Here is a 21,238-nt window from a genome sequence, read left to right as displayed (position 1 = left end):
GGGTATCGTATATCGGTAATACTCCAGCCTTCCAAGCTGGAAAGGTGGGTTCGATTCCCACTACCCGCTCCAAAAAACAACTGTTTTCAGTTGTTTTTATTTATATAAAAATGAATATGCACTTGTAGTTCAGTTGGATAGAGCGTTGGACTTCGAATCCAGAAGTCGTGGGTTCGAATCCCACCAAGTGTACCAAACATGAGAAATACCAACGGTTTAGAGAAATTTAAATCGTTGGTATTTTGATTTTACACCACTTTTTACACCGTATAAAAATTTTTACACCTTTTATCTAAAATAGTAGTATCATAAACTCATACTATTCTAAAAATAGTGTACTTAGCGTACTGAAAGATGCAAAGCATTGCTAATACTGGTATAGATGAATTAAGTGCACTAAATAATTATAAAATTTAGTGTACTTTTTTAAAAGAATAAAAAAAGAAGGCTTATTTAGCCTTCATGGATATATATAGGTCATTTAATTTTGATGTAGCCATAACTTTTATATTTTCGAGCACATGAGTATAAGTATCTAAAGTAATAGAGATATCACTATGTCCTAATAATTCTTGAACTGTTTTGGGAGATTCTCCAAGTTCAAAAAGACGTGTTGCATAAGTATGTCGTAAATCATGGAATGTTCTAGTTTTTATTATTTTAGAATCGTCACTTTTATTAGAATTAATAGTATCAATTATTTTCTTAAATCTTTTTCTTACATTACTGCTATCCAAATATTTACCATCAATAGTGCAAAATACTAGGTTGTTATTTTCGTATAAATTAGCAAGTTTTAATTTATATTCTGACTGCTTTAATTTGTACTGCTTAAGTTGTTCTGATAATGCGTTAGGAATCGATACACGTCTATTACTCTTTACTGTTTTAGGCGTTTGTATTATTACTTTTGAAGGTTCACGCCCTTCTCTCGATACTTCAGCTACGTTCTTTGCAGTTTTATTAACACTGACATAGCATCCTTGAAAATTGATATCATTCCATGTAAGAGCAAATAATTCACCTTGACGCATACCAGTATTTAGAGCAGTGAGAAATAACATTTCTAATTCATGCCCCTTGATAGTTGTAATAAACCGTCGATGTTCATCTAAAGAAAATGGTTGAACTTTGTTTGCCTTATTCAATTTAGTTTCTTCGCTCTCTTTAGGGAGTACAATGGCTCCAGTGAAATCTCTAATTAAAATGCTATTATTATAAGCATATCGGATGCATGGAGCTATTAGTTTGTTTAATGCTAATATACAACTTACAGTTGAACCTCTTTTAATTAGTGCATTATAATACTCCTGGATATCGGTTAAGGTTATATCTTTAATCTTAATTTTAGATAAAGGGCTATTTTTTATATAGTTTCTATAAATTATTTCATACCTTTCCTTAGTAGAAGGCTTTAAAGTTAAAAACTTTACATCAAAGAGCCAGTTAGCAAAAAAAGTTTCAAAGACCTCCTTATTATTAATAATGTTATTCTCAAGTTCATTTCTAATTTTTCGTATTTTTTGATCAAGTTCTTTGACAGTTGCTGCATATACATCTTTGGGTTTATTTAAGTTATTATGTCTCAATCTAAAGTAATAATATTCTTTACCATTGATAGTTCTTTTAAGATAATTAGTTTTTGCCATATACTCACCTTTTCTTAAAATCTATTTTTTAATTTCTATTTTAATTGGAAAGTCTTCACGACTATTTAACTCAGTTATTAACTGCCAGGTTGATAATTCGGATAAATCTCTTTTGATTGTTGCACCCTCACGGTTTAATTTGTTAATGTATGCGGAAGATTGACCATTTATTAATTCATCTATAGATACTTCAAGAATTTGTGCAATCATATTTAATGTTTCATAGTTAGGTTTTCTTTTGTTAAGTTCATAATTTTGAATAGAGCTAGTTGCAACACCTATTGCATTAGCTAATTCTTCTTGAGTTAATCCCTTGTCGCGTCTTAGATCTCCTATATTCTTTCCAAAGTCCATAATAATCACCTCGAATACATTATATAACAGCACATTCAAAATGGCTATATAAAAATACAGGAAAATTATTGACACGTTCACAATGGCGGTGTATATTATAAATAACAATACGGTCGAAATGGAGGTGGTAAAGTGAATTTAAAATTATTTAGGACTAGAAAAAAGTGGTCTCAGTGTGATTTATCCAGTAAGTCAGGGGTATGCAGGTCTGTAATATCTAAAATAGAGAACGGTCATATTGACACAGTACAAGTTGGCTTATTAAAGAAACTTGCATTAGCTTTGGATATTGAAGTTTCTTATTTGTTATAAAAAGAAGACTATAAATTTTAAGTTAGATTAAGGAGAGGTATGCTAATGAATAAAACAGAAGATAAAATAGTAATATCACCAAAGGAGGCAATGCCGATCTTAGGCGTTGGAAGAAATACAATGTATGAAGTCTTATTAAAAGATAGGAACTTTCCGGCATTTAAAATCGGGACTAAATTTTATATTAATAAAGATAAGCTCCAAGAATGGGCAGATAAACAATGTAGATAAAAAGTGGGGGAATTGATGGATAAAGTTATTTTTAAAACTATAGAGAATAAAAATTTATTTCCAATGGTTCAATTGAACAACTATTCTAAAAGACCGATAGTAAAATGGGGCAATGAGGAAAATTGGATAAAAGATGCACAATCACTCGAAGATTTTCAAATTTCATCAAGTAAAAGTGTCACTGGATTTTCTATTCTAACAGGAAAGAATAGCAATATTATGGTTGTGGATTTAGATAGAAACCATGGCGAAAACTCAATTGACGGTATAGAGGTATTTGAAAATTTAATAAAAGACTTTACTGAAGATGATAAGCAACAAATAAAGAGTACATTTACAGTTGGAACACCTAACGGTGGAAAGCATTTATATTTTAAATATCAAGAAGGGCTAAAAAATAAGCCTAATTATGCAAGTGGTATTGATATTAGAACTGACGGAGGATTGATTGTATTACCTGGTAGTAAAGCAAAGATAAAAAGTGGAAAAGTCAGAGAATATACAATAATAAATGATACTAATATAAATGAAATGCCAAAAGGATTGTTTGATAGGTTCATGCAATTGGATAATTCAGTTAAAATTAAAACAGTTGAATCAACAACTTTAAGTACTGGTTATACATATAAAGAGGGGACTAGAAATCAAGAACTTTTTAAAGAAGTTATTGGAATAGTAAGTAAATCAAGTATAAGAGATATTACAACAATAATGTCAATTGCAAAAGGGCTAAACTTGCTTAAATGTAATCCGCCTTTGGATGATAATGAAGTTCAAAGTATTATTGGAAGTATAGCACAAAGATTGCATCCATCTTATTGTAATGAAAAAGGTAATGTAATTTGTCATTCGTTAGCTAAATACATAATTCAAGAACGGCCAAGCTATCTAAAGGGTAATTTATGGTTTATGTATGATAATGAAGAAGGTTTTTATAAATATATGGAATTTAGAGAAGTGCAAAGAATGTATTTTGATTATGCAGTAAATGATGAGGATATGACGCCTGGGAAAGCAAAAAACTTTGCAGAATCATTAATGTTAATTAGTGAAGACGCAAAAGAAATATATGATGAAAAGAATTATATTAATTGTTTGAATGGGATTATTCATATTAATAATGGTGAGTTATTAGAGCATAACCATAGATATAAAACAGAAGTTCAGTTCAAAGCTAATTTTATTGAAGACTATGAAAGATGGAAAGAACTATTTGATAAATCAGATTTTAAAAAATTTTTATATAGTACGTTGGATGAAGATAGCTTAGAAACACTTCAAGAGAGTTGGGGGCTTATGTTATCACCTCACGCAAAAGAAGTTCAAAATTGTTTTATATATAAGGGAGAAGGTAGTAATGGAAAAAGCGTTGCATTTGATATTCAAGAAGCTTTAATTGATGATAACAAACATGTATGTAGCATTGGATTGGGTGATTTTGGAGAAACGTTTGCAATATCAGTAGCAGAAGGAAAGCATGTTAATATAGTTCGTGATGATGAACTTAGCGGAAAAACTGTTAATAAGGCTTTTAAGTCAATGTGTTGTGGAGAACCAATTACAGTTAATAGAAAAAATAAAGATTTAGTTAGATTAGGCTTTAATATGACCATGTTTTTTGGACTTAACAGGATGCCTAGTGCCTCAGATAAATCAACAGGTTTTTTCAGAAGACCTATTATAATTCCATTTAATAATTCATTTGGAACTGAACGAGAGGTTATAAATGGTATTAGAGATAAAATAAAAGACCCTCAGATTGCAGATAAGATAATTAAAAATGAATTAGATATAGTGTTTACTTGGGCATATTACGGCTTAGATAGAGTGAAAAAAAATAATTGGAAAGTAACAGTAAGTAAATTAGCAGAACAGGAGATGGAAGAATATAGAGAAGAAGTCGATTCGGCATACGCATTTTTTAAAGCAAAGATAAAAAAAATTCACAATAAAAACATTAGAATCCCTATAGGTGAGGTCTACAAGAATTATAAAGATTGGTGTATATTAAATAGCATAATGCCAATGAATCCGACTCATTTAGGAAGGCAATTTAAAAGCTTTGGAATCAATTCAAAAGTAAGTAATAGTATTAGATATTATCTAAGCATTGAAGTTGACGATTTAGAATTAGTAAGAAATACAGAAAAATATTTTAAATAAAAAAATAGCATTTCAAAAACATTGAAACACTACTTATATCTGACAATATAAGTTTACCTTGTATGAAATGCTATGTCAAGAAATTATAACTAACGGAATTAAAATAGCAAGGGGAATACAAAAGATGACAATAACAATAAATAAACAAAAGAATATGATTGGATTTAAAATATCACATAAGGTAAGAATGAAAGAAGTTGAAAAGACACTATATAACTACAAAAATTTTGGGTTAGAAATAGAAAGCTTAGATATACATATTAATTCAATTATAAATGACGTAGGTATAGCGGGAGTATCATATGGAGAAAGATCAAGCCCTACAAATGCATTTTCGAGTAGTGTTGAGAGTGAAGTAATTAAAAGAGAGAAACTATTAGAAATATTGCAAAGTAAAAAACAAAGGTTAATTGAATTAGATCGATTAATTAAAGTTGCCTTAACTAGTTTAGAACCCGAAGAATTAAAGTTAGTCGAATTAAGATATTTTTCAAAGCCAAAAAAGTCATGGATTGAAATAGGAATGACACTTGGGATTGATAAATCTACATGTTGTAGATTCAATCGAAGAATACTAAATAAACTAGATCAATTTTTGATCAGTTTTTCGTCACTTTCTTGCGACTTTTCTGCCGCTTTTATAGGTTGAAAAGATGGTAATATATTAATATAAAGATTATGATAATAAATCTTTATGAGATCTTTTAAGGAATGTTTCCTTGATCTTTCACAACATTTAACATATGGTGTTTTCCTTTTTCAATCATAAGCCTATAGGGGATTTTCTCTATAGGCTTAAATTTATATATTTATTAGGAGTGTGATAGCATGACTGAATTGGCAAAGCAAAAAAGAAACGCATATATGCGTGAGTATAGAAAGAATAATAAAGAAAAAATTAAAGAAATTCAAGAAAAATACTGGGAACGTAAGGCTTTAGGACAAGAAGAAGAATTTAAAACAGAATTAAAGGAGGATAGTACAACTATGAAAGAGTTAAGAACTGAAAAATTAACAGAAAAGCTAGAAAACATGATAGATGGGGAAACAATATCATTTTACGTTGAAGATCTAGATTCAGAAATAGTCGAAGAAATAGAAAGTAATAATTAGGGAGGACTTTATACCAATGATAAAAGTATTAGAAACAAGAGCATTGCCACCATTAATGGAAAAGAGAAATGATCTTTTAGAAGAAATGGAGGCTTTAACCGATAAAGCGAAAGAAGAAAAAAGGGCGTTGAATGTAAATGAAATAAATAGATTTAATGATATTAAAGGAGAAATAAAATCCATTGACGAAACTTTAAAGATCGAAGAAGAACAACGAAAACATATTGAATGGGTACCTGGGAAGAAAAAAGAGGGGTACACTACAGATGATAAGGAATTAAGAGTATTTAAAGAAGGCGAAAAGATCGATATTGAAACTAGGGGTAAGGATGTTAATTTAAGCATAGGTAAATTAGTCAGAGCCATGAGCGGAATTGAAAAGACAGGTGAAGGGGCACAATATCTTAGAGATATGAGTTCAGCCACAGGATCGGTTGTAATTCCACAAAAATTAGCTAATCAAATATTAGACAAGGCAAGGGAACAATCAGCGATATTTGGTAAGATACCAGTTACAGTAATGGAGAATAATAATTTAACAGTTGCTAGAATTTCAAAAGATGCGTCAGCGTCATTCGTAGCCGAAGGAGATTTAATTCCAGAGAGTTCAACGGAGTTCATAGGTGTTAAATTAGAGGGTAAAACTTTAGCTATGTATGTACCAGTAACAGAGCAATTACTTGCAAGTGCTAATATAAGTGATGTATTAATGAATGCTTGTTCAAAAGCTATTGCCGTTGCATTAGATAAGAACTTATTATATGGTACTGGAACAGGAGCAGAGATCAAAGGTATTACAGCACATGAAAATATAAATAAAGTCTCTCATACTGGCAACGTTGATTATAATATGCTTATTAAGGGCGTAGGAGCAACTAAGGGAGCGAATATAGAGCCTAGTGACATAGTGTATAATACAACCGTAGGAACTGATTTATCAATGCTTACAGATGCTAACGGTCAATATATAGTACCTCCAAAGGTGTTAGACAATTACGCAATATCAGAAAGTAATAACATAGCAGATAATCAAGCGCTAGTTTATCATAGAGAATGTATGTTGTTAGGAGTTAATAAAGATATACAAATGGAGTGGGGTTACACTCAAGACGGATTTCAAAGAATGATAAAAGCATTAAGAATTTATATAAGATGCGATTTAGGAATAGTAAACGAAAAAGGTATAAGCTTAGTTACTGCAACAACTTAATAAGATATTAATCGGTGTATGGGAAACCATACATCTTTTTTGTATATACAAGTTATACAGAACAATGAATATAATGGTATATATTGGGATAATGTGATATGATTGGTTTATAATTATTATAAGATAAAGGATGGTATTAAGTGTGTTATGGATGAGATTAATTATGTATTATCAGAAATAAAAAGTGAAATACAAAAATATTTTAGTGATGAGGAATATTATAGAGATATTTATGTGAGTGATATAAATATTGAGCATATAAAAATTAAAAATAAGATCGATAAAGTTGAAATAAAAATCTCATTTAATAAATTATTTGAAAAATATGAAATTCATGATGAGGATTTAATCCAAAGATATAAACGAATATTAAATAGATTGAAACATAGCTGCGATGATTGGTTTTGGGAATTATCAGCAAACAACTGTTACATGGATGAGAAAAATAAAAATCTAGAGACTTGGTACAATAAATCAACTTTATACGAATACAGAGGTATGATAGGTTTTCATAATATAAGAGGCAAAAAAGCTGAATTTATAATGGAAGAAAGTAGAACAATTCCTAGGGATCAGGACGGAAATTTATTAAAAAAAGGTCTTACGTTAGAATTTAATATTGATAATATTAATATTAAAATATCAAATCCGAGCCCTATATTTAAACTTATATTTAAAAGGTTTATTAATTGGGGGTGGGAATACTTTAAAACAATAAAGTTAGAGAATGTTAATAGAAAACCCCTTGAAGATTACCTACAACAAGCTCTTTTTATTAATAATTTATATAATCAAGTAGACGGAGAAGCCTTAATTAAATTTGGAGTTTAAAAGGAATTTAAGCATTATTCCGATTCTTATGATTACGAAAAGACTAATTGCATTTTAAATTTACCTAAGAGTAGATTTATAGAACCATTAGCTTTTTATAATCAAGCATTTATTGGAATTGATGAAACTGCTTTCTTATACTACTATAAAGTTTTAGAGTATTTCTACACAAATGATAGAATAACGGTAAATGGTCATAATAAAGAAGTTGAATGCTTAGAACGATTACTAATAGAATTAAAAGAGAAGTATTGTATGGAGGATGTAATTGAGATCAATTTCTCTAAATATATGTTAGATGAGGAAGACAGGAACAACATAGATTTAAATAATATAAGTATAAAAAAGTTTGCTGAAAAGTTGTACAAATATAGGAATAGTATTGTGCATTCTAAAAAAGAAAAAAAATTATTATCACACGTTCCGATGAATTTATTGACTAAAGAAGGTAGATACAAGTTAGCAGGATGGAATTCAATGATAAATACTTTAGCTAATATATGTATACAACATTTTTGTTTCGATGATAAGGATGTATCTCACTTTATAGTAAGAGTGTAATTAATGTCCCCCCCTATTTTTGGGGGATTTTTTATTGAATGGACTGACACCACACAGCCCCCATTTAGACACACAATTTTCCCTAAATGAAATTTTAAGAAAAAGGAAGTATTAAAAAAAGCATATGAACGAATATTAATATGCTTATTACGTAAAATAAAACCGAAAGGTGGGTGAACAATGAAAAGATTTACTATCCTATTCTTAATTTTTTTATGTTTAACCTTTAGTGTAATTAGATTAATACCTGCATTTGCAGTTGGAAATATATTTACCCAAGGTATCTATAAATTATCTGATTTTAATTTTTCAAAGACTGGTATTTTTACTATTCAAAATATTTCTAATACCGAGGGTATGTATCTATATATTTTAGATGAAAATCAAGTTGTAATGGAATCAATACGATTAAGACCAAGTACACAAAAACTCGATACAGTACCTATCAAGCCTAACTATATCGTTTTAATAATTGGTAAAGGAGAAGTATATCTTAATCCAAAATCATCTTAAATAGTGATTTTGTTTAACGCTTTAATTTAAAGGGGATGTATTTATGAAGAAGTTTACTATCTTATTCTTAATTTTTTTATGCTTATTCTTTAATATAATCGGACTAAAATCTACATTTGCAGTTTCTGGCACATTTAAGCAAGGTATTTACAACTTGTCTGATTTTAATATTTCATCAGGTAATATTTATAGTGTTAGTAATATTTCAAAGACCGATAGTGTTCGTGTATTCATTTTCGATAAAGATTATATTCCAATTCAAGATATAAAGTTAGACCCTGGTTCATTAAATGTCGATACAATACCGATGACGTCTGAGTACATATTTGTAGTAACTGGTGGTGGTGAAGTAACTATCACTCCAAAATCACCCTAAATAGTGATTTTGTTTAACTTCTAATATAGTGTATTAGTAAGAATAAATAACTAGTTAAAATATCGCATTATTCAAATGAATTTGCGGTATTTTTGAGAAAATTTATACTACCCAACATTTATTTATAAATTTTTCACTAAATGAAATTTAAGAAAGGAGGGCGGATCATTTGGTGAGACCAAGCAAAAGCGTTGATTATAAAATAATTTCTAAAATTTCATTTTACAGATTTTTTGTATATAGTTGAGGGCGTTGTGGTGTTGAGATGCTTAATAAGATTTTATAGGAAATGCGGGGGAATAATGTCAGTACAATAAGTACACTAATAGTACAGAAAGAATTTTGTGTACTATGGCTTTGAAGTAGCTATATATCTAGGTTTATTTATTATAGTACATTAAGTACACTAAAAATGAATATTTACAGGAAATAAGAAAAAATATATTAATGAAAAAAAGAAGATTTTATACTGGAATAGGTTTTACACCGTTTTTTACACCGTATAGAACGGGAAAAGATAAAAGAAAAAGTACTCAAATAAAAAGGAAATGACAGTATAAAAGGCTTTGACAACAATATAAAAGTATATGGGTGTAATTCTCTTATTTCCAGAAGTCGTGGGTTCGAATCCCACCAAGTGTACCAAGCATGAGGAATACCAGCGGCCTAAAGAAATTTAGAGCGTTGGTGTTTTTTGTTGCGGACAAACAAAATAGATTTACCAATGATTACGGAGGCTAACGATAAATATTATAGTGTCTCCAAGATTATTAGACAATTACACAATATCAGAAAGTAACAATATAGCATATAATAAAGCCTTGGTTTGTCATAGAGATAGTAATTAACAAGGATATGCAAATGGAATGTGATTACACGCAAGATGTATTGCAAAGAATTAAGAGCTTATATAAGATGTGATTTAAGAATAGTAAATTAAAAAGGCATAAGTTTAGTATTTCAAAAGCTTAATATTATTTATTGGTGTATGGGTTGTCAGTGCACCTTTTTTTTATTTACCTGCCGTAGTCATTGCTATGAGCATAAGTCATGCGGTCATCATAAGACAGAGCAGTTAAAAGAATATAAGTATGATATTAATTAAAGCATATAATTTACACTATAATTTAGATGATTATGGATGGTATACATAAATAAGTATATAATTAAAGTATATTATTCATATATTTGTGAGGTGAATAGTGATATGAAAAATAAAATTAATTTTAAACATATATTACTTATATTATTGTTAGTAATTATATTTTTTTTCGTTGTGGATAAGATTGTGGTGCACGAATTTATGAAAAATTCTATAGTGAGACAATAAATTTTTAATCACCCCTATTTGGGGGAATAATAATGAAATAATTTAAAAAAGTTATGTCAATATATTTAGAGATTAAAGTCTTAGCATTATTAATATAATGTAGAGTTTTCCTTGTTATTGAAATTTTTGGAAAAGTAATTCAAGAAATACGCAAACTGAGTAATGAATGTGTATGGAAATAATATACGATTAACCGATAGAGTAGGTGGTAAAATGACTAAAAGAGGAGTATTAATATTTATTACTTTAAGTATGATTACATTTGCTTTTTATGCTTATAACATTAACATAGAGTCAAGAGGATTTATTAATGAGATGATTAATAAAATAGAGGGAAAAACATTAAATTCAAAATTTCAAACAAAAATTAAATCTGGGAATTTATCAACTGACTATAATATAGATCAAGTACTTAAAGATATAGATAAATTGCAGTTGAATACTTTAAATGTTCCAGTAGTTATAAATATAGATAGTAGAACTTCTAGTAATATGACAATAGATAAAGGAAGTGAAAAGAGGGCTATTGAATTATTTGAAAAATTAAGATGGAAGAAAATAAATATAATATTAGAACCTTATCCATGGATTGAGAACGGAAGTACAGGAGAAACAGAATGGAAACCAGATAATATAGATGAGTTTTTTAATAACTGGACTAATAATGTTTTGGGAAATTTAATTAAAGATATAGCTATACCATACCATGTTGACGCATTAAACATAGGGACTAGTTTTGTGTATATGGAATCTAATGAGCAGAAAATGTGTGATATGGTTGATTATGTTAGAGATCGCTACAAAGGTTTATTAACTTATAGAACAAATTTTTGGGTTACAGCGAAAGATTTCTCACCAGAATTTACAGATAAGTATAATGAAAAATTAAATAATAAAATATTTTCAAAGGTAGATTTCATTTCTATAGCATCTTATTTTGAACTTACTTCTAATGATACTAATATTGTAGAAAATTTAATAAGTTCATTAGAGCGTACCCAAATATATGATAGAAAACAAAATATAAAGCAGGAAGTAAAAAACTTCTATGATAAATGGAATAAGCCAATTTTCTTTGGAGAATTAGGTTTTCCAAGAACTAATAAGGCTTCTGTTCAACCACATAATCCGTTGATCTCTAATATTGTAAATAATAAGGAACAGGCAAATTGCTTTGAAGCATATAGAAGTGTCTTTGAAAATGAATCTTGGAATCTTGGATTCTCTATATTTGCAATAGGTGAAACTAGTGATGATAAAAAGTATTATCCAAGTGATGAAAGTGTTGAAATCATAAGAAAATGGTATGCAAAAAATGAAAGCTAATAAAAGGATATATTTATAGGAAGTTTAATAAAAATGTATATAGGCTCTAACTTATAAAGTTTACAGTATATAGAGTTATTGTGAAGAATATGATATTCATGAGATATTTTATGATTAGAGGAGCCTATATATAACTTTTTAAAAGAAGTTATAAAGCTCTTAGAGCTTTCTTATAGCAACGAATACATTTACATATTTATGTATAAGTAGTAAAATAAAGAATAGTGAGATGATTAAACAAATCTAAAGATAATTTTATTAAGAAACGTTTATAAGGAGGTACACATTGTGAGTACAGGAGGAATTAGAAGGCTTTCAAAATCTATCAAATTTGAGTTGTTGATAGAATGGAGCTTTTTTTTTATTTTTATGGCATTTCTGATCATTATGAACAACTATAGTAATTTATTTTTTCATACTGGAATTGAGTTATTTATTAATTTTATTTTTGCAGTAGTATTTGTATTTTCTTTTAATACTTATAGAATTAATAAGAACAACTTTTTATTAATATTGGGAATTGGATACTTTTTTGTAGCAGTGCTAGGAATATTCCATACGCTTACTTATACTGGAATGCCCTTTTTAAGCAGTATGGATGGATTAAAGATAGCAACTCAATTTTGGATTGCTTCAAGATACATGGGTGCTTTTACATGCTTGATTGCAATAATATTTAAAATAAGCCCACAAAGGAATGTAAATCCGTATGCATTATTCATTGCTTATTTTTGCATAACAGTATTTTTGATATCGTCAATATGTATATTTAAAGTTTTTCCAGATTGCTATGTGGAAAATGTGGGGTTGACCTCCTTCAAAATAGTTAGTGAATATGTATTGTGTACTGCATTTTTAATAATTGCTACTGTATTTTTTATATTCGGAAAAAATATTGATAAGTATTTATTTGTATGCTTTGAATGTTTTCTTATATTATCTGGAATATGCGAAATGTTTTTTGTAAGTTATGTAGTTCCGTCAGAATTTACCACTATAATAGGACATACTATAATGATTTTGGCTGCATATTTTTTATACAAAGGAGTTGTAGAGACGGGACTTAGAAAGCCATATAATCTTATGAATAGTGATTTATATACGGCTGATAATAAAGCGAAATTATTTGAAGAAATAATATTTAATAATGAAGAATGTCTTAATATGATAATAAACAACTCTGACAATGCAATTTTTGTTATTAGTAATAATAAGTTTATATTTGCGAACAAGAAAATGGCTGAACTCTTGGGAGCGGAAAAGGTTGAAGAAATCATAGGAATAGATATTGAGAAAATAATTACAGATGAAGCTAAAGGTGCAGTTTATAGAAGAATAGATAATGCTATATGTAATAAATTAAGTACACCATTTGTTGAAAGCAAGCTATTGAGACTTGATGGGAAAATTGTGGACATTGAAGTTACAAATAGCTTTTGTATGTATAAAGGACAACCTTCTGCTATGGTCATGCTTAGGGATATTACCTCAAGAAGGCAAATACAACTTTTAGAAAGTAACATCGAGGAAAACAAAAAATTGATAAGTAAGGCTACAGAACTTAATAAGATGATGACAGAATTCTTTTCTAATATATCCCATGAACTTAAAACACCATTGAATGTACTTCTGGGTGCTGTTCAGATCTTATCATTGTCAGGCAATGATAAAAATAAGTTAGAATCAGGTAAATACTTAAAAACAATGAAACAAAATTGCTATAGGCTTGTAAGACTTGTAAATAATCTTATTGACATATCAAAGTTTGATTCTGGATACTTTAAAATGAATCTCCAAAACTATAATGTTGTAAGTGTCATTGAAGATATAACATTATCAGTTGCAGATTATGCAAATAATAAGGGGATTGACTTAATATTTGATACAGATGTGGAAGAAAAGGATATGGCAATCGATTTGGATAAAATTGAAAGGATAATGTTAAACTTATTATCTAATGCTATTAAATTTACTGATAAAGGAGGACAGATATTGGTTAATATGTATGATAAAAAAGATAATATTGTAATATCTGTTAAAGATAATGGCGTTGGAATGCCGAAGGATAAACTAAATATGATTTTTGAAAGATTTGGACAAATAGACAAAACACTTGCGCGCAATAGCCAGGGCAGTGGTATAGGGCTATCCCTTGTAAAATCTATTGTAGATATGCATAATGGAGATATTAAGGCTTTTAGTGAATTTGGAAAAGGAAGCGAATTTATAGTCAAGTTGCCTGTTAGATTTGTTGAAGATAAACTATCATCAGATGGACGTTTATATGAAAGTAAAGTAGAAAAGATAAGTATTGAGTTTTCAGATATATATTATTAAATTTGTAAATTTGTGTAATGATCTGTGCAGAGCACGACATGTAAGTGATGATAGATATGAGTAATATTTATTTAGTATTATAAAGTAAATGAGGAGTAAATAATGGAGATTTTTATTTATAGGACTTATAATGAGTGGTTTGATGATAAACCAACTGAGACCTTGGAGGGCGAGGTGAATTCTATATACAATGGAGTTTTAGTTATTGATACATTGGAAGACTTCAAGAAGTATAGGCAAATACTTTCGTTGAGAAACAACTTTGCGATTGTTTATAAACTTTCATATGGTTTTTTATCGTATGCTAGAGAAATCAATATTTATTCAAATTTTAATTCTTGGCAAAACTCTAATCCGGAAATTACTATTATGGGAGAAGTATGTGAAAGTGAATCCACAGATAGTCACTTAGTCTTTATAACTCAAGAGGGGTTTAAGCAGTGCATATCTTTATGTGGAATTTATGCAGTAACATATGAAAGGTAGGATTATATGTATCTACAAGATATAGATTTAAGAAAGGTGTATAGAATATGGAAGTCAAATTTAGGGCCATTTCAAGGGTTCTTCAGAAGTACACCGTTTGTTTCCCTTCAAACCTATGATAATTTCATATTAAAAGAAGAAAATACATGTCAATGCAATCAAGGTGCATTGAATATAATAGTGGAAAACTGCAGCGAGAATAATTTTTTGATTGTTGATTTACCTATTGATGAGATTTTAAATTTAGCGTTTTTATTAAATAATGAATATTTTATAAAACCGATTCTAAATATTAATTTATTATTCCATCCATTTGGAATAATAGGGACAAAAGAGAATATTAATAAATTGATAAATAATGGTTTGAATTTAAAGAAAATAAGTACTGAAAAGTTTATTATGCTGATACCGTATGATAGGTATAATGATAATTGGAAGAGTGATGACTTGAAAGATAAATTGAATAATCAATATGGAATAAGTGATGATGATCTTCCAAGTGCGGATATACTAAAAATTCTTGGATACACTAAAATAACTATTTTGACTATAAATAAGATTAAAGATGACTTACAGGATTATATAAATTTTATAAATGAGGATATAGAAGTAGAAGTGATAAAGGTGAGAGGATAATGAAAGATTTCAAGCAGATAGTAAAGAAAAATAAGAGGAAAGCATTATCCATTGCGGTAGCTGCTGCATTTTTTGTAAGTGGACCGCTTGGATTTACAGGCTGTTACAACCCTCAAAAAGAAGATGACGAAAACCAAGATGGAAATGGTTCTAATTATAGTGGCGGTGGGCACGTTGGAGGGTGGAATAGTTTTAGCAGTGGTTCATCTATAAATAGTGACTCTTCTAGCAAGAGCAAAGCTAGCATATCAGATTCGTCAGTTGGTAAATCATCAGGATACTCTGGATCAAAGGGCGGAAGTTCATCAAGTTAGGATAAGCGATAAGATAATTAAAATTTTAAGTATCTTTATGTATGTAAAGAAATTATTTAGGATGTGGATTACTCTATGGAAAAACAGATTAATTATACTGAAGATGTTTTATTTAATAACTATATGGTGAGTTCTTTAGGTGAAGAGTATGTTCACTCGCAAATACCGTTTTATTTTGATAAATCAACTTATGAAAAAATGGTGTTTTATAGTGAAGAAATAAATAGAATTTCATTAAATGTACTTAAGAACATTAAGGAAGGGCATAGTGAGTTATTGAATTATTTTGATGATTTCATGTTTAAAGAAAAAATATTTAACTTGAAATGCCCAATGTCTCCGATGTTTTGGGCCAGATATGATACTTTTAGAGACGTTGATGGGGATATTTATTTTGCAGAATTTAATTATGATAAACCTTGTGGTCAAAAAGAAATTGATTTAGCAGGTAAATGTAGTTTTGATGGAAATATAAATGTTAGTTTTATAAATAATGTAGTTAAAGAATTATTAAAAATATGTAAAGAATATGAGATGGAGAAAGAAAAAATAGATGTGGGATTTTTGATGGATCCGTGTCATTATGAAGAATTACATCACAGTTATTACTTTAAACATATTTTGAAAGATACTAATATTAACATAGTACAAGTTGGACCCAATAATTTATCTGTAAGAGATGGATATGTTTATGCATATTCTAATTTTAATCTTAAAATAATTTTAAGATTGTTTCCTACAGAATTTTTTTATGAAATTTCTAATATAAGTGAAATATTGAATTGTGTTGATTGCGGGAATCTATTGTTAATTAACGATCCTAGAGTAATTGCTATTCAGGCAAAAGGCTTCTTCGCTTATTTATGGAATCTAGTTAAATCTGATTCAAAGCTTCTTTCAATTAGGGATAAAGAAATAATTACAAAATGTATTCCGTACACAGAAATACTAAATCAGGATGATATACAAGATGTAATAATCAATAAGGACAGCTATGTTGTTAAATCGTCCTTGGGTCGATATAGTCAAGAGGTTTACATAGGTAAGCTTTATACACAAGAAATGTGGGAAAATAAAATTAAAACTGTATTTAAAAGCAATAAAGTACATGTAAAGCAGAAGTTGATAAATATTAGACAAGAATATACTTATGCGCCTGGGAATAATAATATGAATATTCCAGTTTTGGCCTTTGGAAACTTTGGTATTTATATAATGGATTATAAAGTAGAGGGACTTTTGGTTAGATGGAGTAGAGAACTTCTAACTAATGATGATTACACATGGATGTGCCCAATAGGAGTTGAAAATTTCCCGGTTTATATAAAGGAATTTAATCCTAAAAATAGAAAAGAAATTTGGAATGAAATAATAGATGAAAGTGTATTTAAATATAATTTCACAGGAGCTTACACAAATATTTATGAATACATATCATTGAACTCACTAATTTTAAAAGAATGTGCCTATAAAGAAATGCTTTCAGTAAGTAGTAAGTTTTGTGAGATTTTAAAAAAAATATATCCATATATACAAAAAGAAATAGAACTTTTCGGGCCTATACTAGGTATACCAGAAGAACTTTATAAATTAGTTTCAACTTCATGTGCTACATCACTTTGTGCATTAGGAAGAATTGATTTTGCTATTGATAATGATGGAAGTTTGAAAATTTTAGAATTTAATTCTGAGACACCTGCAGGTTTAGTTGAAGCAATTGGATTAAATTCTATAATTAAAGAAAAACTTAATATCCAATATCAAAACCCTAATGTAAATCTCAAGGAGCATATAAAAAAATCATTTTTTAATATATTAGAAGAACTTAAGAAAATAAAAAAAGTTAAAAATATTGCTGTTGTAACTTCTTGGTATTATGAGGATATATATACAAGCAATTTAATAGCTGAAATATTAAAGGAATTGAATGAGTATAGTGTGATTTTTGGAAATATATATGATTTGAAAGTAAATAACAATAAAATTTATCTCTATGGGAATGAAATTGATGCCATTTATAGGCATTATCCATTGGACTGGTTTTCTTATGAAGATGAAATGAAAAAACTAATTGATCCTTTAAGTTCGGGACAGTACTTGATAAATCCTGGATATACACTTATAACTCAATCAAAGGCTCTATTCGCAGTTATTCATGAGCTTGTTAGAAAAAAATTCTTTTCACATGATGATGAGGAGTTTGTTTTGAAATATATACCATATACATGTTTAGAGCCTGATAATGTTCTTTCTTTTGATTATGTAGCCAAGCCATATCTTTCAAGGGAAGGAGCAGGTGTTATGTTAAGTTATGATGAAATGAGTAAAGAATTAGATGATATAGTGTTTCAAGATAGAATAAATATTAAACCGTTATATTCAAATATTTATTCAACAATGAAAGAGGAAAGCAAATACTTGTTTCCTGTAATAGGTACATATATAACAGGTGATATACCATCAGGAGTATTTACTAGAATGGGAGATTTTATAACTGATAAAAATGCAATGTGTGTTGCTACATACATTGAGTGTTAATATAGGCTTTAAATTTGATTAGTGCAATATTAAAAATATACAATTATAGAAGAATATGAGCTAAGGCTAATTATTTAAATAGTAATAAGGAGGAGAGATTTATGACTGGTATTGTAAACAATATTGTAGTTAGTATTATTTTTGGATTGATAGGTATTATATTGCTGATTTTTGGATACTGCTTTTTTGATAAAGTACTAACTAAGATTGATTTTAATCAAGAATTAAAGGAGAAAAATATTGCAGTTGCTATAGTTATAGCTGGTTTTATGATTTCTATAGGAATTATAATTTCAGGAGTCGTATCTTAAAAATAATATATTTACGAAGAGTAATAATTCAAAAACCATCTTGAAATAAATAGATATTTCAAGATGGTTTTTTTTGTTTATTTTAAAAACATGAATTATTTATAGCAATAAATTAAATAATAGTATTAGGCTAACTTTAGGTGAAACGATTGGAATCGTTATTAAATAGATAATTACAATTAAAATACTAAGGAGGAGAGAGACGTATGAGAAAAATTACACTTAAGAAAATTACATCAATAATATTAGTATTATTTTTAAGTATATCAACTTCATTAAATAATACTCCATATAGCTCAGAATTTAATATAATAAGTGTTCTAAACAGTAATAGTATAGAATCATATAGTGATGCTAGGATAGAGGATGATTTTTATAATGCAGTAAATAAGGAATGGTTATCAAAGGTAAAGCTTGATGATGGATACATTTCCTATGGAACATTTGAGGAAGTATGTGGGAGAGTTAATGGAGATATTCTTAATATAATATCAGATATACAAAAAAATAAAGACAATTATGATAAGAATAGCGATGAGTTAAAAGTTTTAAACTTATATAACAACTATCTAGATATGAAAAAAAGAGATGAATTAGGGACAAAACCCTTAGAGAAATATATGAATCAAATAAATGAAATTAAGGATACGAATGATCTTAAAGCCATATTGAAGGATGATGAATTCTCATATTTTCAACCTCTAATAAACTTAGGCGTCGGTCCAGACTATAAGAATAGTAACATTAATGTTTTATATGTTTCTAGAAGTAATCTTGGATTAGGAAATTCGTTTTACTATAAGGATACTAGCGAGAAGAGTCAAAAAATAAAACAGATATATATAGATTATATAGCTAAATTACATATGCTATATGGAGAAAATGAAGATGTAGCAAAGAAAAATGCAGAAACTTTTTTTAATATTGAGAATGAATTTGCTAAAAAGATACCTTCTTATGAGGAGGAAGCTAAAGATGAAAACCGAATACAGAATTCTTATAATTTATATACAGTAAAAGAATTAAATAAGTTAATACCTAATGCAGATATACCTGGATTATTAAATAAATTAAATATTAATAATCCAAAGAAAATAATAGTGGAAAACCCAGAAGAATTAAAGTTAGTAAATTCAATTATTAGCGAAGATAATTTGGAAAATATAAAAACATATTTTAAAACCAATGTATTAATGAACACAGATAATTATTTAACATCTAAACATAGAGAGGCGTGTAATGAATTAAGAAAAGTGCTTTATGGAGTAGAATGTTCGGAATTAGATGAAGGCTCAGGGGTGAAATTTGTTAGTGGACAATTGAATGAGATTATAAGTAAATTGTACGTAAATAAACATTTTGATGATGAATCGAAGAACGATGTAGAAAAAATGTCAAAAGAGATAATTGAAAACTTTGAAGATAGACTACAAAGCAATACTTGGATGAGTAAATCAACTAAAGAGAAGGCGCTCAGAAAATTGGAAAATGTCAATGTTAAAGTGGGTTATCCTGAAAAGTGGAATGACTATAGTGATGTAGTAATAAATTCCTATGGTGAAGGAGGATCATTAGTTGATAACCTAATAAGTATATATACATCTCAAAGTAAAAAACAGTTTTCCAAGTTAAATCATGAGGTTGATAAAGATGAATGGAACATGGGGCCTTGTACTGTAAATGCCTACTACAATGCTTTAAATAATGAAATTGTATTTCCTGCAGGAATATTGCAAGCACCATTTTACGATAAAAATGCAAAAAAAGAAAAAAACCTTGGGGGAATTGGAGTTGTTATTGGACACGAACTTACTCATGCGTTCGATAATACAGGTGCTCAATTTGATGAAACTGGTAAATTAAAAAATTGGTGGAATCAAAATGACTATAAGGAATTTACAAACAGGAGTAAAAAGGTGGTGGATTATTATTCTAATATAAATATGGGGAATGAAAAGAATGTAAATGGAATATTAACCGTAGGAGAAAACATAAGTGATTTAGGTGGTATGGCTTGTGTTTTAGATATTGCAAAAAAAATGGAAGATCCTAATCTAAAGGATTTATTTGAAAACTACGCGACAGTATGGAGAGAAATATCAACGAATGAATTAAAAGAGTATTTATTAAATAACGATCCACATGCACCTAAAAAGGTAAGGGTAAATGCAGTTTTATCTCAATTTGAGGATTTTTATAAAACTTACAATATAAAAGAAGGAGATAAAATGTATGTAAGACCAGAAGATAGAGTTGGAATATGGTAAAAGAAAAATAAAAACTGAATATTGAAATCATGACATAGCGGCACTAATTAATGTGAATAAATAAAAAGTATAGTTAAACATATCCATGCGTGTCGCTGTGTTGATAAATGAGTAATAAAAAGAAAAAGAGAGAAAATAAAGAATATTTATCTTAAAATAGTGCAAAATAAAACATGAGTAATAAATATGATGATATAATAGGTTTTGTTGTCACGAGAGTTGATGAAAAATGCTAGAAATTAAAAAAAAGTGTTGACATTGATTTTGGATGATGATAAACTAAATGAGTTGCTTGAAGGCAACAAGATCTTTGAAAATTGAACAGAATAACATAAATACATTTAAGTAAACCAGCAATTTTTATTTGAGTAAGCTAAGAT

20 protein-coding genes and 1 tRNA gene are annotated in these 21,238 nt (G+C 28.5%); 19 read left to right on the top strand and 2 right to left on the bottom strand.

Going from position 1 to position 21,238, the window contains the following annotated elements; genetic code table 11:
• Positions 1–118: 118 nt before the first annotated feature.
• A tRNA-Arg gene (locus L3B96_RS26490) sits at positions 119–195 on the top strand.
• Positions 196–449: 254 nt separating this feature from the next.
• Here L3B96_RS26490 and L3B96_RS26485 read toward each other — a convergent pair.
• Positions 450–1,649: a site-specific integrase gene (locus L3B96_RS26485; RefSeq protein ID WP_238948997.1), complete on the bottom strand. Its 1,200-nt coding sequence runs from the start codon at positions 1,647–1,649 to the stop codon at positions 450–452.
• A 21-nt stretch (positions 1,650–1,670) separates the two neighbouring features.
• The gene (locus tag L3B96_RS26480; protein WP_077868535.1) at positions 1,671–2,003 is read right to left on the bottom strand and encodes a helix-turn-helix transcriptional regulator; all 333 of its coding nucleotides are present in this window, start codon (positions 2,001–2,003) and stop codon (positions 1,671–1,673) included.
• Positions 2,004–2,135: 132 nt separating this feature from the next.
• On the opposite strand from L3B96_RS26480, the gene L3B96_RS26475 reads away from it, so the two are divergent.
• The 18 genes from L3B96_RS26475 to L3B96_RS26390 all read left to right on the top strand — a co-directional run bounded on the left by L3B96_RS26475 (position 2,136) and on the right by L3B96_RS26390 (position 20,858).
• Positions 2,136–2,315: a helix-turn-helix domain-containing protein gene (locus L3B96_RS26475; RefSeq protein WP_238948996.1), complete on the top strand. Its 180-nt coding sequence runs from the start codon at positions 2,136–2,138 to the stop codon at positions 2,313–2,315.
• Between the two features lie 45 nt (positions 2,316–2,360).
• A complete protein-coding gene (locus tag L3B96_RS26470) occupies positions 2,361–2,546 on the top strand; it encodes a helix-turn-helix domain-containing protein (RefSeq protein ID WP_077868537.1) in 186 nt (61 codons plus the stop codon).
• A 15-nt stretch (positions 2,547–2,561) separates the two neighbouring features.
• Positions 2,562–4,709, top strand: coding sequence for a phage/plasmid primase, P4 family (locus L3B96_RS26465; RefSeq protein ID WP_238948995.1), 2,148 nt, complete (start codon positions 2,562–2,564; stop codon positions 4,707–4,709).
• A gap of 124 nt (positions 4,710–4,833) precedes the next feature.
• On the top strand, positions 4,834–5,358 hold the full coding sequence (locus L3B96_RS26460) for a xanthine dehydrogenase (protein WP_238948994.1): 525 nt from the start codon (positions 4,834–4,836) through the stop codon (positions 5,356–5,358).
• 179 nt (positions 5,359–5,537) lie between these two features.
• Complete coding sequence (locus L3B96_RS26455; RefSeq protein ID WP_077868540.1) at positions 5,538–5,822, top strand: hypothetical protein; 285 nt, start codon at positions 5,538–5,540, stop codon at positions 5,820–5,822.
• A 16-nt stretch (positions 5,823–5,838) separates the two neighbouring features.
• Positions 5,839–7,032: a phage major capsid protein gene (locus L3B96_RS26450; RefSeq protein WP_238948993.1), complete on the top strand. Its 1,194-nt coding sequence runs from the start codon at positions 5,839–5,841 to the stop codon at positions 7,030–7,032.
• Positions 7,033–7,179: 147 nt separating this feature from the next.
• A complete protein-coding gene (locus L3B96_RS26445; RefSeq protein ID WP_238948992.1) occupies positions 7,180–7,863 on the top strand; it encodes a hypothetical protein in 684 nt (227 codons plus the stop codon).
• Positions 7,864–8,118: 255 nt separating this feature from the next.
• Entirely contained in the window at positions 8,119–8,424 is a 306-nt protein-coding gene (locus L3B96_RS27520; RefSeq protein WP_343073121.1) for a hypothetical protein, read from the top strand.
• A 180-nt stretch (positions 8,425–8,604) separates the two neighbouring features.
• A complete protein-coding gene (locus L3B96_RS26435) occupies positions 8,605–8,937 on the top strand; it encodes a hypothetical protein (protein ID WP_077868543.1) in 333 nt (110 codons plus the stop codon).
• Between the two features lie 43 nt (positions 8,938–8,980).
• Positions 8,981–9,313 carry a hypothetical protein gene (locus L3B96_RS26430; protein WP_077868544.1) on the top strand — a complete coding sequence of 111 codons (333 nt, stop codon included), beginning with the start codon at positions 8,981–8,983 and terminating at the stop codon, positions 9,311–9,313.
• A 1,543-nt stretch (positions 9,314–10,856) separates the two neighbouring features.
• Entirely contained in the window at positions 10,857–11,969 is a 1,113-nt protein-coding gene (locus tag L3B96_RS26425; protein ID WP_238948998.1) for a hydrolase, read from the top strand.
• A 288-nt stretch (positions 11,970–12,257) separates the two neighbouring features.
• Positions 12,258–14,306, top strand: a complete 2,049-nt coding sequence (locus tag L3B96_RS26420) for an MASE3 domain-containing protein (RefSeq protein ID WP_238948991.1) — start codon at positions 12,258–12,260, stop codon at positions 14,304–14,306.
• A gap of 102 nt (positions 14,307–14,408) precedes the next feature.
• The gene (locus L3B96_RS26415) at positions 14,409–14,792 is read left to right on the top strand and encodes a hypothetical protein (RefSeq protein ID WP_077303980.1); all 384 of its coding nucleotides are present in this window, start codon (positions 14,409–14,411) and stop codon (positions 14,790–14,792) included.
• A gap of 6 nt (positions 14,793–14,798) precedes the next feature.
• Positions 14,799–15,428 (top strand): normocyte-binding protein, encoded by a 630-nt coding sequence (locus L3B96_RS26410; RefSeq protein WP_171779889.1) that lies wholly within the window; start codon positions 14,799–14,801, stop codon positions 15,426–15,428.
• Positions 15,428–15,742, top strand: a complete 315-nt coding sequence (locus tag L3B96_RS26405) for a hypothetical protein (RefSeq protein ID WP_238948990.1) — start codon at positions 15,428–15,430, stop codon at positions 15,740–15,742. The genes L3B96_RS26410 and L3B96_RS26405 overlap by 1 nt, the downstream gene beginning before the upstream one ends.
• 75 nt (positions 15,743–15,817) lie before the next feature.
• Positions 15,818–18,280, top strand: a complete 2,463-nt coding sequence (locus tag L3B96_RS26400) for a glutathionylspermidine synthase family protein (protein ID WP_238948989.1) — start codon at positions 15,818–15,820, stop codon at positions 18,278–18,280.
• Positions 18,281–18,381: 101 nt separating this feature from the next.
• A complete protein-coding gene (locus tag L3B96_RS26395) occupies positions 18,382–18,591 on the top strand; it encodes a DUF350 domain-containing protein (RefSeq protein ID WP_023975999.1) in 210 nt (69 codons plus the stop codon).
• A 206-nt stretch (positions 18,592–18,797) separates the two neighbouring features.
• On the top strand, positions 18,798–20,858 hold the full coding sequence (locus tag L3B96_RS26390) for a M13 family metallopeptidase (RefSeq protein ID WP_238948988.1): 2,061 nt from the start codon (positions 18,798–18,800) through the stop codon (positions 20,856–20,858).
• Positions 20,859–21,238 lie beyond the last annotated feature (380 nt).

It is taken from the genome of Clostridium sp. YIM B02569 (genome assembly GCF_022320765.1).
Lineage (GTDB): Bacteria > Bacillota > Clostridia > Clostridiales > Clostridiaceae > Clostridium > Clostridium beijerinckii.
Note: the sequence above shows the minus strand (reverse complement) of the source record. Positions and strands in the feature narration are given on the sequence as shown.